Annotated in this window: 16 protein-coding genes; 1 reads left to right on the top strand and 15 read right to left on the bottom strand. The window is 35.5% G+C overall.

Going from position 1 to position 14,556, the window contains the following annotated elements; genetic code table 11:
* Nucleotides 1-46: 46 nt before the first annotated feature.
* The 15 genes from ACYQ03_RS15895 to ACYQ03_RS15825 all read right to left on the bottom strand — a co-directional run bounded on the left by ACYQ03_RS15895 (nucleotide 47) and on the right by ACYQ03_RS15825 (nucleotide 13,552).
* Nucleotides 47-1,375 carry a thymidylate synthase gene (locus tag ACYQ03_RS15895; RefSeq protein WP_459910945.1) on the bottom strand — a complete coding sequence of 443 codons (1,329 nt, stop codon included), beginning with the start codon at nucleotides 1,373-1,375 and terminating at the stop codon, nucleotides 47-49.
* Nucleotides 1,353-1,712 (bottom strand): MazG-like family protein, encoded by a 360-nt coding sequence (locus ACYQ03_RS15890; RefSeq protein WP_459910944.1) that lies wholly within the window; start codon nucleotides 1,710-1,712, stop codon nucleotides 1,353-1,355. Before ACYQ03_RS15890 ends, ACYQ03_RS15895 begins: the two co-directional genes overlap by 23 nt.
* Nucleotides 1,709-2,605, bottom strand: a complete 897-nt coding sequence (locus ACYQ03_RS15885) for a hypothetical protein (RefSeq protein ID WP_459910943.1) — start codon at nucleotides 2,603-2,605, stop codon at nucleotides 1,709-1,711. The genes ACYQ03_RS15890 and ACYQ03_RS15885 overlap by 4 nt, the downstream gene beginning before the upstream one ends.
* Entirely contained in the window at nucleotides 2,595-3,221 is a 627-nt protein-coding gene (tmk, locus tag ACYQ03_RS15880) for a dTMP kinase (RefSeq protein WP_459910942.1), read from the bottom strand. Before tmk ends, ACYQ03_RS15885 begins: the two co-directional genes overlap by 11 nt.
* On the bottom strand, nucleotides 3,218-4,099 hold the full coding sequence (locus ACYQ03_RS15875; RefSeq protein ID WP_459910941.1) for a metallophosphoesterase family protein: 882 nt from the start codon (nucleotides 4,097-4,099) through the stop codon (nucleotides 3,218-3,220). The genes tmk and ACYQ03_RS15875 overlap by 4 nt, the downstream gene beginning before the upstream one ends.
* 434 nt (nucleotides 4,100-4,533) lie before the next feature.
* A complete protein-coding gene (locus ACYQ03_RS15870) occupies nucleotides 4,534-5,112 on the bottom strand; it encodes a hypothetical protein (protein WP_459910940.1) in 579 nt (192 codons plus the stop codon).
* Nucleotides 5,113-5,339: 227 nt separating this feature from the next.
* Nucleotides 5,340-5,771, bottom strand: a complete 432-nt coding sequence (gene dut / locus ACYQ03_RS15865; RefSeq protein WP_459910939.1) for a dUTP diphosphatase — start codon at nucleotides 5,769-5,771, stop codon at nucleotides 5,340-5,342.
* A gap of 3 nt (nucleotides 5,772-5,774) precedes the next feature.
* Nucleotides 5,775-6,602 (bottom strand): dCTP deaminase domain-containing protein, encoded by an 828-nt coding sequence (locus ACYQ03_RS15860; RefSeq protein ID WP_459910938.1) that lies wholly within the window; start codon nucleotides 6,600-6,602, stop codon nucleotides 5,775-5,777.
* A gap of 304 nt (nucleotides 6,603-6,906) precedes the next feature.
* Complete coding sequence (locus ACYQ03_RS15855; RefSeq protein ID WP_459910937.1) at nucleotides 6,907-7,029, bottom strand: hypothetical protein; 123 nt, start codon at nucleotides 7,027-7,029, stop codon at nucleotides 6,907-6,909.
* 169 nt (nucleotides 7,030-7,198) lie between these two features.
* Nucleotides 7,199-8,317: an AAA family ATPase gene (locus ACYQ03_RS15850; protein WP_459910936.1), complete on the bottom strand. Its 1,119-nt coding sequence runs from the start codon at nucleotides 8,315-8,317 to the stop codon at nucleotides 7,199-7,201.
* Entirely contained in the window at nucleotides 8,307-9,119 is an 813-nt protein-coding gene (locus tag ACYQ03_RS15845) for a DUF6414 family protein (RefSeq protein WP_459910935.1), read from the bottom strand. Before ACYQ03_RS15845 ends, ACYQ03_RS15850 begins: the two co-directional genes overlap by 11 nt.
* A gap of 1,711 nt (nucleotides 9,120-10,830) precedes the next feature.
* Complete coding sequence (locus ACYQ03_RS15840) at nucleotides 10,831-11,148, bottom strand: SWIM zinc finger family protein (protein ID WP_459910934.1); 318 nt, start codon at nucleotides 11,146-11,148, stop codon at nucleotides 10,831-10,833.
* A 407-nt stretch (nucleotides 11,149-11,555) separates the two neighbouring features.
* Nucleotides 11,556-11,879 (bottom strand): hypothetical protein, encoded by a 324-nt coding sequence (locus ACYQ03_RS15835; RefSeq protein WP_459910933.1) that lies wholly within the window; start codon nucleotides 11,877-11,879, stop codon nucleotides 11,556-11,558.
* A 467-nt stretch (nucleotides 11,880-12,346) separates the two neighbouring features.
* On the bottom strand, nucleotides 12,347-12,712 hold the full coding sequence (locus tag ACYQ03_RS15830) for a hypothetical protein (protein ID WP_459910932.1): 366 nt from the start codon (nucleotides 12,710-12,712) through the stop codon (nucleotides 12,347-12,349).
* Between the two features lie 30 nt (nucleotides 12,713-12,742).
* A complete protein-coding gene (locus ACYQ03_RS15825; protein ID WP_459910931.1) occupies nucleotides 12,743-13,552 on the bottom strand; it encodes a hypothetical protein in 810 nt (269 codons plus the stop codon).
* Between the two features lie 198 nt (nucleotides 13,553-13,750).
* Here ACYQ03_RS15825 and ACYQ03_RS15820 point away from each other — a divergent pair, with 198 nt between their 5' ends.
* Nucleotides 13,751-14,533 carry a site-2 protease family protein gene (locus ACYQ03_RS15820; protein WP_459911418.1) on the top strand — a complete coding sequence of 261 codons (783 nt, stop codon included), beginning with the start codon at nucleotides 13,751-13,753 and terminating at the stop codon, nucleotides 14,531-14,533.
* Nucleotides 14,534-14,556 lie beyond the last annotated feature (23 nt).

The following is a 14,556-nucleotide window of genomic DNA, read 5'->3' as shown; positions in this document are numbered from 1 at the left end:
CAAAGATTTTATTAGAAAAGCCTATACTTTCATTTTAAAGGACAACTTAGGAATTATTTAATACATTCTTAAATTCATCTTCATATTTAAGAAAAACAAGCAAGTCATTATACTCAATCCCTAGTAAACTACACACCTTCTGAATTTTAGAGATATAATCATTTTTTAACATTGGATTCAAAATATTAGAAGTGACACTCCCTAATACTAAGGAAAGTAGAATAGCCTTTAATAACTTAACTTGATTCTCAGAATCAATTACAAAAAGGCTATTCTTTAGATTAATTACCTCTAAAAGCCTATCATAAAGATACTGCTTTTCATCTGCCATTAGGGTGATAAATTTATGTATCTCCTCTACCGTTCCGCTTTTAATATATTCCAAGTTATTGCTCTCCTTAGTCATACTAATCTCCTTAATTATATTTTCAAAATAATCTACTCTCATATTTTGAGGTAGTTTATTATATTCTAACATCCATAAATACCCTAGAAAACCCAAAAGGTTTTTTGGCAGTAAATTTAATCCCTTTTGAGCCTTAATGAAATAAGAATTAAAGAATCTTTTTAAATCGGTATCTCTAATTGCTTGATAGTCATTCTTTAGTATTTTTTCATGATCTAAATTTATAAACTCTTTAAAATTATAACCTTTAATTTTAGTTTTAACTAAATTTATACTTTGAAAACTGTTAGCACTAATTATTTTTTCCACTTGCCCAAAGTTCTCTTGGTATAGGTGCAATGAATCTGTAAAATGCCTTTGAACCCCAATTTGGCACCCCAATTTTTGGGAAATGTATAATTGAAGAAGGTAAAATACAAACACATTATAAGGGATTCCCAAATACAAGTCATTAGAACGGTTTACAACTGTCATGTCTAATCTTTGGTCTCTAATCTTTAAAAATACTGATGTATTACATGGTAAATCCTTAGAGATAATGTTAAGATCTGTAGGTGACCACATATTCAGTACTACTCGTCTAGAGTTCTGGTCATATCTTAATATCTCGATTGCTCGATTTATTTGATCAAAACCAAAAAAGCTCCTTAGTCTGAAACCATAGGCACCATTTAGTGTTTTTCCGTCATCCGAAAACTTTGAATATGATTTGATATATTGCTCCAATGGAAGTAATTCATTTGAACCTGAGATAATCCAGGAAAACTCAACTAATGCAAAGAAAGGGTTTATGTTTCTCCTAAGTAAATAGCAAAGCCTAAACTCATCTTCTACTATCTCTATATAAGCAGGACCTAAATCTTTAACTAAACCAACCCTTGAACCAGTTATTTTAGTGGGATGCTCTATAGCATAGAGTAACATTTCGTAGTAAATTTTAGTAAAGTTATCCCCTCGAAATATTTTCATTCTTTTGATACCTTCTAAACTTTGATTTATTCTTCTTTAATTTGTTCAAATATCCAGTATCTATATCAACATTTAATTGGTTAGAAATCTTAATTAAATATATGAACACATCAATAAGCTCTTCATCTAGTTTATCTTTAACTTCAGAGAGCGGGTAGTCTCCCCTTCTGACTTTTTTAACTATATTGGAAAACTCGCCAATTTCTCCAACAAGGCAAACAATTAAATGTTCTAAAGCTTGTATATTATTTTCGTTAATCTCCTCAAAGAAAGGTATCTTTCCTGCGTGATTTAAATCAAATTCTAATTGAAGCTTTTTAATTTCGCTTATAGTCATTGGCATTGTTCTTCAATTTCCTTTATTATATTAGATAAGTGCTGTTGATATTGTCTGTTGATATTGTCTATATCTGTATGATGAGATGAGATACTTCTTAATTTGATTAGTTCTTCAGTTAATTCTATACATTTTCTAATATCAGCCTTTATAATACCCCGTTTAAGACATTCAGGAAGATGTATTTCTTCTTCTTGAAGTACGTCTTCAATGGTTTTAAAAGCGCCGTTTTCAACAACAGTGTCTTCGCATAGCTTTTCCCTTAAGAGGGTTGAAAGCTCTAATGGTTGGTGGAATATCAAAGATGTAATTTTAGATGGTTTATACAAATCTATTTTTGGTTTAGTTAAGGTATTTATATTACTTTTGATATATGCCCTAAAAGCAAAAACATGTAAGTTAACTTCTTCTATTTGCTTTATTGCATCATAGATATCTTTCAAATATAGACGGATTTCTTCCATGTTAATTCTAAAAAATTTAGAAACTTCTAATGCTCTAAAATAAGTTGTTGCATAAAGAGTTGTACCTTCTAGACTAAATTGCATAATCATAAATGAAGGTATAGGGTTATCCCCTGTATCAAGGATATGTTCTTGGCTAATTAATGAAAACAAAGCACGATTTTTACTATGCTTTTTTAATTCATTTATAATATGTTCCATCCCTTTCGGGCCTCTAAATTCACCGTGATTTATATGAAGATGATCTGGCTTTTTAATTTGGTAGAATTCCTGAGCTAACGTCAAACAATCAACTATCTGTGGCTCTTTAACCAAAGATATATTAAAGTTAACCTTAAGGCTGAAATTCAGCTTATAATCCTCTTGTCCAATAATTTCAACCCCGTGTGTTACTGCTTCTTCAAGGTGATTGATCTTACTAAACTCCATAATAATTCTCCTTAATATAATTTATTATCTTTTTGTGAATCACCATGAAGTCATCATTTCCTCGTACCCTAAATAAATCACCTTCATATTGTTTAAAAATCTTTTCATAGTTCTTTTTAACTTTTTCTAACTTTGTTTTGTTCTCATATACATCTTGAGAAGTTCTCGACTTAATTCTTTGTAGAGAAATTTCGATATCGTTTTCTATATAAATTACTAAATCTGGATTTCTAAATTGTTCATTAAGTTTGCTTATAAATATAAAATCCTTATCAGTATCACAGTGGTATGCAAAAGAGGAAAAGAAATACCTTGTACTGATTACTGTGTTATTTTCTAATAACTTTAATACCCCATCAATTTCATTATATAAATGATCATGTCTATCAGCTGCAAATAAGTATGCCATTTGATAGTCAAATAATTTTGGATCACTTGAGAAAACTAATCTTTTTTTCATAGCCTCACGAATCAAATGGCCAACTGGGCCATCAGAAGGCTCACAAGTTAATACTGCATTCCTAGATTTATTTAATAAATAATCTCTAAGCATCGTAGCCTGAGTGGATGTTCCCGATCCATCTATACCCTCAAAAACAATAAATAAGTTTTTCATTTTGATATCTCTTCCTTTATTGAAATAAATCCTGAGCTTATCTTATTAGGGACATCATTTGTGAGAATACAATAATTCAATTCAAAAGCATTCAAATCAATATCATAAACATTCAACCCATTAACATAGCCTTCACTTGGAAAACTTAGAGTTCTGGCTCCAAAACAATAAATCTTATTTTTTCCAATTGGTAATATTTGATTGGAATGTTGATGCCCATGAAAAATAAAATCAAAGTCATATTTATCCAGTAATAAAAATAATTTATAGGCATTTCTTACCGAAGAAATGTCACCTTCGAATTGGTTTATGAGACTATGATGCAAAAACGCAATTCTTATCCTATTAGGCTCTTCTAAAGTTCCCTTATTTGCCCTGAGGTTTTCCTCAATAGAATCAATATCCACTATTCCATATGTATAGTCAAACTTATAGGCTGAGTTTATACCTAAAAAAGAACATTCTTGGGTATTGTATAGTACATTATTCTTATTTGAAAAAGTAAAAACATTATCCCTTCTGAGAGAATAAGAAAAGACATCAAAATCTTGAAAATTTAATTTACCTTTAATAATGTCATGATTACCAGGACATAATAATATATTTTTACGACGTATTATATTTTTTGATAGTAGAGTATTGAAAAACCTTTGTGCATCCCTATAACTATCTGAATTACCCTGGAAAGAAACATCACCAGTTATTAATAAAAATAATTCATTACAGTTGATTTCTTCTATTAATTCGTTTAATGAACTTAATATCTCTATTTCTTTAAAGGGCCATTTACTCCCAAAATGGAGATCTGAAATATGGACAATTTTTATGTCTATCACCAACCATTTAGAGAATTTTACTTTTTTATTATAAATGATCATAAGGTAAAAAGACACATAATAGAAGTATTAATTCAAATTCTACATCTGTCCATTACACAATATAGTAAACAGTTATCTCTCCACGACAGAAAATTTAGCATATATTTTAATTTTCTTAAGACATGTTTGTCCCCATATTGTCCCCATTACGCTGTTTATGCCATATACGCTAAATAAAAAAACAAGCCATAAAGGCTTGTTTTAGTTGGTGCCCGGAGCCGGGGTCGAACCGGCACGGTCGTGAAACCGCAGGATTTTAAGTCCTTCAACTCACCTTGATTTTACTGGCTTTATGGACATAAGCCATTGAAATTACTGGATTCCTTTTTGGCTAGTTAATAATCATCTTAGTTGATTTGGGGTAATTTTGGCGACATGTTGGCGACGTTTTGGCGATGTTTTTCACCCAGTTAATATGGATAATGCGCAGTTGATTATGTTATTTTTCCCTCGGCATCCAAAAACATTTCAATTAATCTCTGTCTATCTTCATTGTTAATTCCTTGGACATTATTAATCTTTTGGACTACATTTCGTTCAAAATTACCCTCCTGTTCAACTATCTCTTTCGCAATTTCTATTGCCTCTTTTTCATACCACCTATCATAATAATCAATTTGTTCGCCCTGTTCCTTTTCTTCTTTTGTTAATCTTCCATCATGTATTTGCTTAATATGAACTAACTCATGGACTAGCGTATATTTGATATATATTTCAGCAATTTTAAGAAAGGCTTCCTCATGATATATACGGTCAAATAAACTGTTAACCTTATCTGCTATTATCTCAGAGCAAATGTACAATCTTTCAACACCTGTAAAATTATCGTTAGGAATAACAGTGGCAACGGTACTTTCCTTCACATAACCGTCGTTAGCCCTTGTAAGTTCAAAAACCTTTTCATAATCCATCCCACAAATATCAAATTGTTGTTTTATCTCATTTTCATAACCTTCTAGTTCAGAAACAATTCTTTCAACGTCTGTTTTATCAACTCTTTGTGGCATAAGCATTGAGCAACATCTCCTTATAATGAGGGGTATTTTTACTACTCAGAAATAAATTTAATAAAGGATTTACCCAATGGTGTTAGGGCACCGCTACTCATAAAGCACAACCTCTATAAACTCTTTCATTAACTACAACCGTGCATATGCTCCTCCAGATTATAATTATATTTAAAGTCTCTACGGGAGTTTTATTGAGGTTGTAACTACCTATTTATAGAAAATATGTTTTCTTATTTTGGACCTGTTGACCCAAATCCACCTTCTCCTCGAGTAGATTTACTTAGACTTTGTGTTTCTATTACATTTACTCGAAAAACAGGTTTAATTACCATTTGTGCTATTTTTGATCCTACTTCTACAATAAACTCTTTTTTGCTATGATTGATGAGTATTACCCCAATCTCTCCACGGTATCCCTCATCAATTGTACCTGGAGTATTTAAAACTGTAATTCCTTCTTTAAGTGCTAGACCACTACGTGGCCTAATCTGGGCTTCTGTATTTTTAGGTAATTGTATTTTTATTCCTGTATGAATCAGTTTTATTTCACCAGGTTTGATGATTACATCTTCAATAGAATATAAATCCATACCGGCATCACCAGAATGAGCATAGCTTGGTATTTTTGCGTTAGCATGTATTTTCTCAATAAATAACTCCATGTTTTACTCTCCTCTTAAGTAATTTTTAAATAGGTTACCAATTCCAATATATAATGGAAATATAGCACTTGCTATTATTACAAAATATTTCATTTGATCTGATGTTAATGCATTGCGAGATACAAAGTAAGTAAGTAAAAGTATTGTGATTATAGGTAGGATTATATTGAATACTAAATCAACCAAGAATAACTTTTTACTTTTATCCCTTTTCTTAACTTCTTTCTTAACCTCTTCAATTAGATAATTTTCATGTATTCTCCAATTTTTCCTCTTCCATTCTTCAATTTGTTTAAGTAGTTCTTCATCATTTTCTTGTTTAGGGTGAAAGTCTCTTAATGTTATGTTCAAATCAAGAATATCAGTTCTTCCTGATTTATTATCATGGAGTAGTTTAGTCGAACTAGGCATTTTATGAAACATTAAGGAAACAAAACTTTCTCCTACTTCAATATACTGCACCTTGTCAGTATGATTATGTATCGCTATTAGCGAAGTACCAAAGTACATTGGATCTAACGTTGTTCCAATATGAGAAAGGCCCTTAGATACTAACGTAACCCTTGAGTGATATGTTCCACAGATGTCTTTAGAAACAAATAAACTTTCTTCAGTTTGAATAAGAGCTGTGTCTCCTTCAGGTATCATAATTTTGTTTTCTTTAATTAAAAGCAACTGTCCATCGTTTTTCCGTGAACGGGCTACAATACTAGCAGTTAAGTTATATGTGGAACCTTTAAGTTTTTTTTCATTAAAAGGGTAAATGAATATTTTTTTGCCTAGTAACCTTTTTATCTGTTTGTCACTTAGGACACCGGTTCTAAACCACATGAAATCACACCTTCTTTTCCCCCAATTCTTGTAATCAGAGCATTTTATAAATATAAAACGCTTAATGAAGCATCAAAAATACCTATATTCATTTAATTAATACCCTTTTCCTTCCTAGTAACGTCTGTTTAGAGTTGCGCCTTTCTCTTATTTCAAAAACTGTTTAATGAACCTACACTAATAGACATTAGTTAGTTATATAAATAATAGGAAACATCAAATTTAAATAGAATTATTAACTATTAGAATGCTATTTGGAGGACTGACCCCTGCGTAACATAATGAGATTATTCCTTTACTCCAATTAAGGTTGTTTTTTCAGTAAGAACTTTTGAAGTTCATAACACATGCTATCAATGGTTACTTGAAGTCTATTTAGATAATCTCCCAATTTATTAATCAGATTTTGTTTTTCTGACGAGATCAAGTTAATCCCCTCTTTCAAAAAGTGATCTCTTTTATGTCAATTATGGGATTATGCGAAGCTTAATAGGTAGTGTACAGAATTGAACTTTCCAAACTAGAGATCCGTTAGTGGGCTTATTTCACTTAATTTCTTTATATAAAAAACGTAAGTATTAGTAAAATATTAACTTTCAGAACGCTTTCTGTATCTCTTTAAAAAGTATTTTTTCTATTGTATTCTGAATTTGGTATTTAATTGTTCTTGCGTTTTCTCCTTGTGACTGTATTAGTGGACTAACTTCTGCATAAATCTCCTCGGGAGTATATTTATATTTATAGTCATCAAAACGATTCATAATTTCATGCATTGTCATTTCATAAATTGTTTGTCCCGAAAAATCTTCAAAGCGAATAAACTTATCTATTCGATAATATATAGGCAATCCCAGATCCTTTTGCATTTCTTCTTTACTACTGAAATTGGATGTTAAAATAATTAATAGCCCCGAAATATCCACTTCGTAGGATGTATCTTTAAATATATGATTATCAAATAAGGTATAAAAAACCGAAAAGAAATACTCAGGGCATTTATCAAGTTCATCTAAAAAAATCAGGTTCGATTCCCGCTCTAATAACTCATATCCCAAAGTTCTTCTGTTTGGCTTTTCTCCAAAGAAATAATCAGAGTAGGTACCATTTTTAAACATTGATAAATGCTTTTCTAAATATTTGTTATCAAAGAACTTGTTTGCAATTTCTCGTACCAATTCTGTTTTTCCTAAACTGCTATTACCATAGAGCATTATAACATAAGGTTTTTTTCGCTCTGTTTTTGTGAGATACCACATACTCTTACTTATTTCTTCTATTGCGCTGTTTTGACCTACTATGTTTTGAGCAATTTCTTTCATATGCTTTACAAATTTTCCTGAATCACGATTTATCTGATATATTTCCTTATCATAGACAATTCTAATAACATCGCGTGCTTTTAAATTTTCAAGATATAAACTCAAGACACTTGGTGGATTGTGAATAAAAATGTCCGCATTATCTTCTATTAATTCTTCAATGAGAGCTCCAAGTCTATCATGTGCTTGCTCAGTAATTCCGTGATAGTTATCATTTTTTACTATTAAAACATTTGCCTTAAAATTAAAAGACCGGCCTTTTTGCTTGAATTCATCTGATAGTTTTACAAGATCTAAGAAGTAGCTTACCTCTGTATCTTCATCAAAATTAGGCAATTTTGTATTGAAATAAGTTTTTGAGCCAATTATGATATGATAAGTTCTTTTATTTTTCATCGGTGCCTCCAAATGGTATGGATGCATAGACTACATCATAAAGGTTAATCTTGTCGTTTTCATATGTAACTTTATGACTTGAGTAAGTATCGTTATCCTCTGTTATTTCTTCAGATAATTTACTATCTTTTGCAGGATACAAATCAGCTAAAGATTGTGATTTGTTCACTCCGGTAATTAGTGATTCCATTTTATAAATTTGCTTAAAAAAATCGAAGTTTTCTTTCTCGAATTCACCTATTAGAACGCAATATATATTCATTTTTGTTGTCAATAAATCATTCCGTTTGTAATTACTAATAAATGCAGAGTTATTGAAACGCACATAGACATCTTTGCTTACTTTATATGTATCATATCCGTCATAATTATCCATTACCTTATTAAATTCCTTAATATCGACACCATCAACACCGCCTTTTATCATCTTTAGATAGCCACCGGCAACTCTGAAAAAGGTTGATGAGTTCTCGATATCATTAACTTTAACTTCTTTCATCTCTTTTAAATGCGGTTTTAATTTTTCAAATTCTGATACTTCCGTAGATGTTAAAGTAGTTGTACTGTCTCGCTGCAAAACATAAGAAAGAGAAATATTGCCTGAAAAAAGGAATGATAGTCTCTCTAGAAATGGAACTGCTAGTTTAACTTTTGCACCTACTTCTATTCCTGCACTTCCTTTAACTGATGTAGTGGTTCCTGTCTGAGTAGCCTTTGCCCCTTTATTCAATTCTTGCAGGATATTGCTAATAGTTTCTTTATCAAAATAGATAATTTTATTAAAATAACCATCGTTGTTCATTTCTAATTCTCCTATAAAACATCCTCTATATCTGTACCTCTGGATTATATATCCTTCTTTTAACTTCCCACCACTTCCAACATTCAACTAACTTCGGATAATTTGCTAGACATTCCATACCACAGGAGTGGTACCATCAAATGATGAAAAAACTTAGTATTTTTCAGTATAGACATTAGTTAAACAATGTCTTAACAATAAAAAATTTCTTTCATTTTGGTGGATTTTAAGTTCATTCATTTTTCCTAATAGCTTATATACAAATTTCAATGCTAAAGAATTTATAAATTACAGAAATCATTTCCATAAATATATGTTGTACTCCTCTTTATTTTTAGTTTTTAGACAAAAATTACCTAAATTCTTACCTTCCACCCCTCCCCGGAGGGGTCTTTTCATTCCACTAAACCTACTCAGAAAGATACCAGCTGAAGCGACAGCCCACCAGTAACCTTGGTTATATTTCCTTCGTTCCGGGGGACCGATGCCCTGGATCAGACTACCACCCTGGGTACAATGCTCCCTTGCGGTTGTCCTTTTGGAAGTGTTCGGCCATGTTCGATACCCACCAATACGCTGCTTTTTCCGAACATCTGGCAACCCTTGTAATTCCTGTCCTGACAGATACTGCCTTCGATACCTTGGTGGTAGTGGACGGAACTAGACGAACCAAGCAGCAGCAAACGACCACTAGCCCATCGATGCATGGAAGCTGCCAAGGCCGCTACTGCGTTCCAATGACCCGGTGGCAACAGCAACCCTACACGGCACAACTGCGCCAAACGGCAACCGCCTCTAATCCCCCTAGGCCATCGGCTGCAGCCGCCTCCAACAGCAACAGCCGCCATGCGCAGCGGGGAGGCAGCAGCCGACCCGCTTCCTTGCCCAAGGCAGCTGCCAACCCATCGCAACTGGCTCTAATCCCAGCAGGTAGCGGGACCCGCGAAGGCAGCGAGCGATCCTACTCCATGACCCCTTAGGCTCACCCAATAGCGGAGCGGGGGCGAAGTGCAGGGAGCGGGGCTTGCCCAGACCCAAAAGACCGGCCCGTAAGGCTGGCCACTAGCCCGGCGGAACGACTGAAACGCAGCGGTAGCGATGTGCGATTGCGGAGGCCGGAACCCCAAAGCAAGCTCACTATTAGGCCCCGACCCCAAAATGAACTCTAAAGTGGGCCTAGTAGTGTGCTAACATGCACAGGACCCACAACGCCCAAACTTGCATAAGACACGTAAGCTGGCAGTCACCGGGAGCAGGGGTGGTTATCACTTTGTATTACCATTGACCCAACCATACCCCGCTACTGGTGTCTGCCGACCCTTAAGAGCCTTTGTGCCGACCCCCAAAAACCGCTACATGGGCTGGCACTAAGGCCACGACCCAAAGGAGAGGCAGGGTGCCGGACCCCATAGAATACCCCAAATACGGCACTCTACCGAAGGTGACCCGACCCACGGAGCCTGTCATACAAAGGACCCGTAAGCTGGCCAGTTACCTTGGAAACCAAACCCCATAGAAATGACCAATAACGGCTGCTAAGGTATCTGGCCAACATGCAGTGTTTTACTTTGATTAGAGGCTATTGGTATCAGTTGCCCGACTCCCAAAGCCAGACCCATCAGAGGGCAGTTGGTACCAATAGTATCCATTTCCTGCGCAGGGGCAGCAGCCCCCAGGGCGACCAAAAAAAGGGCCAGAAGGCCCGCAGCCCCTAAAGGCTGCGAACCTCCTGCACTTGGCGGTGTGCGCTGCGCTCAGCCGCGTAGTGTGCAAGCTCTGCCATGGCCACAAAGGCGATGTGCTTGCAGGGCACCTTGCGGCTCATGTAGTCCTTACAACTGCAGTAGCTCTTACTGCCTTCGATATGCACTGTGTACTTCTTGCCACCGTAACTAACTTGCCCACCAACCTGTACACCGGACTTAGCAAAGGTACGATACCCAACTTCAAATTGCCAGCCAGCCTGCATCCCAGCCAGCGCACGGCAAAACCTGCCTGATTCAACCTTGCCTAACAACCTTCTTAACATCCCTTTCAGCCTCCCTTTTATTTTCAAAGAGACAGAGCCGGTCACTATCCTGTCAAGGGGAAAGACAAAAAATTTTTACCCGTTGACCCCTAAGGAATGCCTAACGGGTGAAAATTTTTTGACGGCCCTTGATGGGATAGTGATTGCAGCGGCTACAACGGACAACGCTGGCCGGGATGCCAGCGGTGGACCCTACAGATAGAGGTTGCAACTATGAAAAAGCGCTGCCGTATGTGGAGGCAGCCGCTGCAAAGGCTTCTGTATACTGGTAAGTCCAGGGGAGGCTGACCCCGAATTCATGCGCAAATTGGTAGGGTAGCTTCTTAGAACCGAAACACCTGTATAAAGCCCCTCGGCCCCAAGATTGGGGCGAGGGGTTGGGGTGATGGGGTTGAAGGACCCAGGTGCTAAGTAGCTATTAGGCCGACCCGTAAACCAGCCTCAAAGCAGGGCCTATTAGCTACCTGACATACATAGGACCCATGAGAATTGCATTCAAATGACCCGTAAGCAGGGCAGGTACCGGCGACCCCAAAGCCAACATCATGGCTGCCGGTATCTGCCGGCCCGAAAGAAAGGATCAGCAAAGCCCAGCGAGCACTTTGCCGGTAGACCGGTAACCCCAAATAATCCTTAAAAAGTGGTCTGCTGGCAATGTGCGGCATAAGACCCATGGGAGAGGCAGTGTGCCGGACCCCTAAAGACTTACCCCCAATGCCGAAGATGACCATGACCCCTAAGGACGTCTAGCAGGGCGACTTCCACTGTGCTTGAAAAATAAAAGCCGCCCTGTTTGGATGGCGGCATGCAAATGACTATAGAATGGCAGGCAGCGGGTGCGGGAAGAATTATAACTTTTTACCGCAGCCTATATCTGGGATTCTTCACTTAATCTAGAGTTTGCTATCAAGGACCATGTTTCCCATTCATACTTTGCTATGTCATAATATTTTTTGACTTTAACTCCTCAATACTTAGGACACTTACAGCTGTATATTCCTGGCGGGCGTACATTGCTAACTGAGATTCCCTTTCTATCGCATTCTTCCCATTCTAATTTTTTTAATTGCCAATTCCCGTTTAACAATTTCTAATTTTTCTTTTACTTCAAAATAAGCAAGACCGGTTTCTTTTACCCGTGATAGAGCATTTTGTAGTCCCGTAATCCTTAGCTTCCAATCCTTTATATAGCATTCTATTAATATTGAACATTAACAATTAATAAGTGCTTATGATTATCTTCCTCAATTTTTACTTCTTTTGCTCTGATTGCCCAAGCCATTCTTTTTTCCTTATCTGTTTTTCTAAAGTCGTCCGGTATTAATCCATAAGGTAATTTAAAATAAAATATCTTTTCTGTTTTAGTTTCTGTAAACTCAATAAGTTCCGGTACGCTTTCACCGTTACATATCCCGCAACTTTTCCAGATAGCATCAAATTCTTGTTGGTACTTATTCTTAATACGAATATTCTCAGGAGTTATTAAGTGAATTATAAGATCGGTTACAACTTTGATTCTTTTAACAGTATAATCTAAATAGTCAATTTTCCCTGCACTAGACAAACAATTCCCTCCTATTCCATAACCATTTACTTAGTTTTTATTATTTAGTACTGCCTTTATCTGTTCTTCAATGTAATAGGAGTTCTCAATCATTTTATTCTTATTTGGAAAACCGACTTCAAAGTTTCCTCTCGGGTTTTCCCTAAAGTTTATCAAGCAAGAGACAGGTGAAATTAACTCCTCCTTAAACTTTACAACTGTCTTATTAGAAAAGCCGTAGTTTTCTTCAGTAATAAATCTGTCGCCTTGCTTCAAATATTGTTTTACTTCTCCTGTATCTCCATTTACCCAAAACCATTTATCAGTTGGATTTCCTTTAACAGAGTAAGAATACTTAATCTTATACGGTTTACTACTTGTTCTAGACTCCTCTGAAATCTGAAGTATCTCTTGATTTTGTTTTTTAATATCTGTTAGAGTACAGGTTATCTCCTCAATAGCACCATCATTTCGTTTAATAAACCAGAACTTTTTTATATTATTGGGATTATAAGATATCTTTGTGCTAATACCACCTCGGGTCTCATCAATGTTTTCTATAACGTTTAATAGCTTTTTCAAACTTACCTCCCGAGTCTTCCTGTCTTCAGTAATCATAACTTTCTCAGGCTCACTATCAAAAAATAGATCATCTTCTTTCAAATAAAGGGTTAGGAATTTTCCATCGTCGGACCGAAATTTAACTACACACTCATCTGAAAACGACCCCACCTTTTCTACTAGTAATAACTTTCCAGAAACAGTTTCAGTGTGAATAAAAGGGTATATGCAAAGACTTATCATAGTTATAAGAAGAGCCCCACTTAAGCTTAAGTGTAGAATTTTTTTAATTTTTGACACTTCATCCCCTCCCTCTTAGAAAATATGACCACGGGAGGTAGTTTATGATATTTTCACAAATAAATGGTTAATGGCTAATAAATTGGGGTAATTCATAGCATTCCTGTAAATTCCAAAACATCTCTACTCATTACATTTATTTCATAATTAGGTAAACTAAGCATAAGTGTTAACTAAAAGGATCGGAGGGTTTTTTTGATGCTTTTGGTTATTATTTTAAGCTTTTTAATTACGGCAATTATTCACGAGATGGGGCATTGTTGGGGTATCTACAAGTTTGGATATAGACCAACCTCCCTTTCTGTTGGTTTTGGTAGACCACTTCTTACTATTCGTTACCGTGGCATCCCTTGTTCGATATGTCCACTTCCTTTCGGAGCTTCCGTGGAGGTCCCTCCTACTTTTGATAATGAAAAATGGTGGAAGAAGCTTGTTGTTGACATAGCAGGTCCATTAGTAAATATTGTTGTCGGATTTTCCGGGCTAATTATCACACTAATTGCGTTGTGTATATCTAGGGGTTATTCCTTAGATAAGACCTCTCAGGTTTTAGTAAAATTTATGGGATTTTTGCCAAGCTTAGGCCGGGAAACTGTAAGCGCGTTTCAACCTGAATCACTTCTTGGAATTGGAATGGATAAACATGCAGAAAGTTGGGCTCAGATGGCAAATAGTGATTTTTCTTGGTTAGCTGCTCTAGTACTGTTTTTTACCATTAATTTAGGAATTGGTTTTTTTAACCTAGTTCCATTTCCCTCATTGGACGGATATCACGTATTAGAGAATATTTTCCAAGGTATAACTGGCAAGAGAATTCCAAGTAAAATAAATGTTTACGGCTTTATGATAGTTCTTATTATTAGTATGGTTACATTTTTAACCTTCTTTGGTTACCCCGTATTATATGCTTGGACCGCAGTTTTGTTTGGGTTTTTGTTGGCTTTAGCAAAGCATATTAATCAAAAAAGAAAAAGAATTTAACTCCATAAACCAAAATTTAGGAT

The organism is Desulfotomaculum defluvii (genome assembly GCF_054657375.1).
The sequence above is the reverse complement of the archived record's forward strand: the minus strand, read 5'-3'. Positions and strand labels throughout refer to the sequence as shown.

Coding starts and splice junctions, on each gene's coding strand:
- ACYQ03_RS15895 (WP_459910945.1), bottom strand. CDS start 1,375: ATGAAAATATTTCGAGGGGATAACTTTACTAAAATTTACTACGAAATG.
- ACYQ03_RS15890 (WP_459910944.1), bottom strand. CDS start 1,712: ATGACTATAAGCGAAATTAAAAAGCTTCAATTAGAATTTGATTTAAAT.
- ACYQ03_RS15885 (WP_459910943.1), bottom strand. CDS start 2,605: ATGGAGTTTAGTAAGATCAATCACCTTGAAGAAGCAGTAACACACGGG.
- tmk (WP_459910942.1), bottom strand. CDS start 3,221: ATGAAAAACTTATTTATTGTTTTTGAGGGTATAGATGGATCGGGAACA.
- ACYQ03_RS15875 (WP_459910941.1), bottom strand. CDS start 4,099: ATGATCATTTATAATAAAAAAGTAAAATTCTCTAAATGGTTGGTGATA.
- ACYQ03_RS15870 (WP_459910940.1), bottom strand. CDS start 5,112: ATGCTTATGCCACAAAGAGTTGATAAAACAGACGTTGAAAGAATTGTT.
- dut (WP_459910939.1), bottom strand. CDS start 5,771: ATGGAGTTATTTATTGAGAAAATACATGCTAACGCAAAAATACCAAGC.
- ACYQ03_RS15860 (WP_459910938.1), bottom strand. CDS start 6,602: ATGTGGTTTAGAACCGGTGTCCTAAGTGACAAACAGATAAAAAGGTTA.
- ACYQ03_RS15850 (WP_459910936.1), bottom strand. CDS start 8,317: ATGAAAAATAAAAGAACTTATCATATCATAATTGGCTCAAAAACTTAT.
- ACYQ03_RS15845 (WP_459910935.1), bottom strand. CDS start 9,119: ATGAACAACGATGGTTATTTTAATAAAATTATCTATTTTGATAAAGAA.
- ACYQ03_RS15840 (WP_459910934.1), bottom strand. CDS start 11,148: ATGTTAAGAAGGTTGTTAGGCAAGGTTGAATCAGGCAGGTTTTGCCGT.
- ACYQ03_RS15835 (WP_459910933.1), bottom strand. CDS start 11,879: ATGGTCATCTTCGGCATTGGGGGTAAGTCTTTAGGGGTCCGGCACACT.
- ACYQ03_RS15820 (WP_459911418.1), top strand. CDS start 13,751: ATGCTTTTGGTTATTATTTTAAGCTTTTTAATTACGGCAATTATTCAC.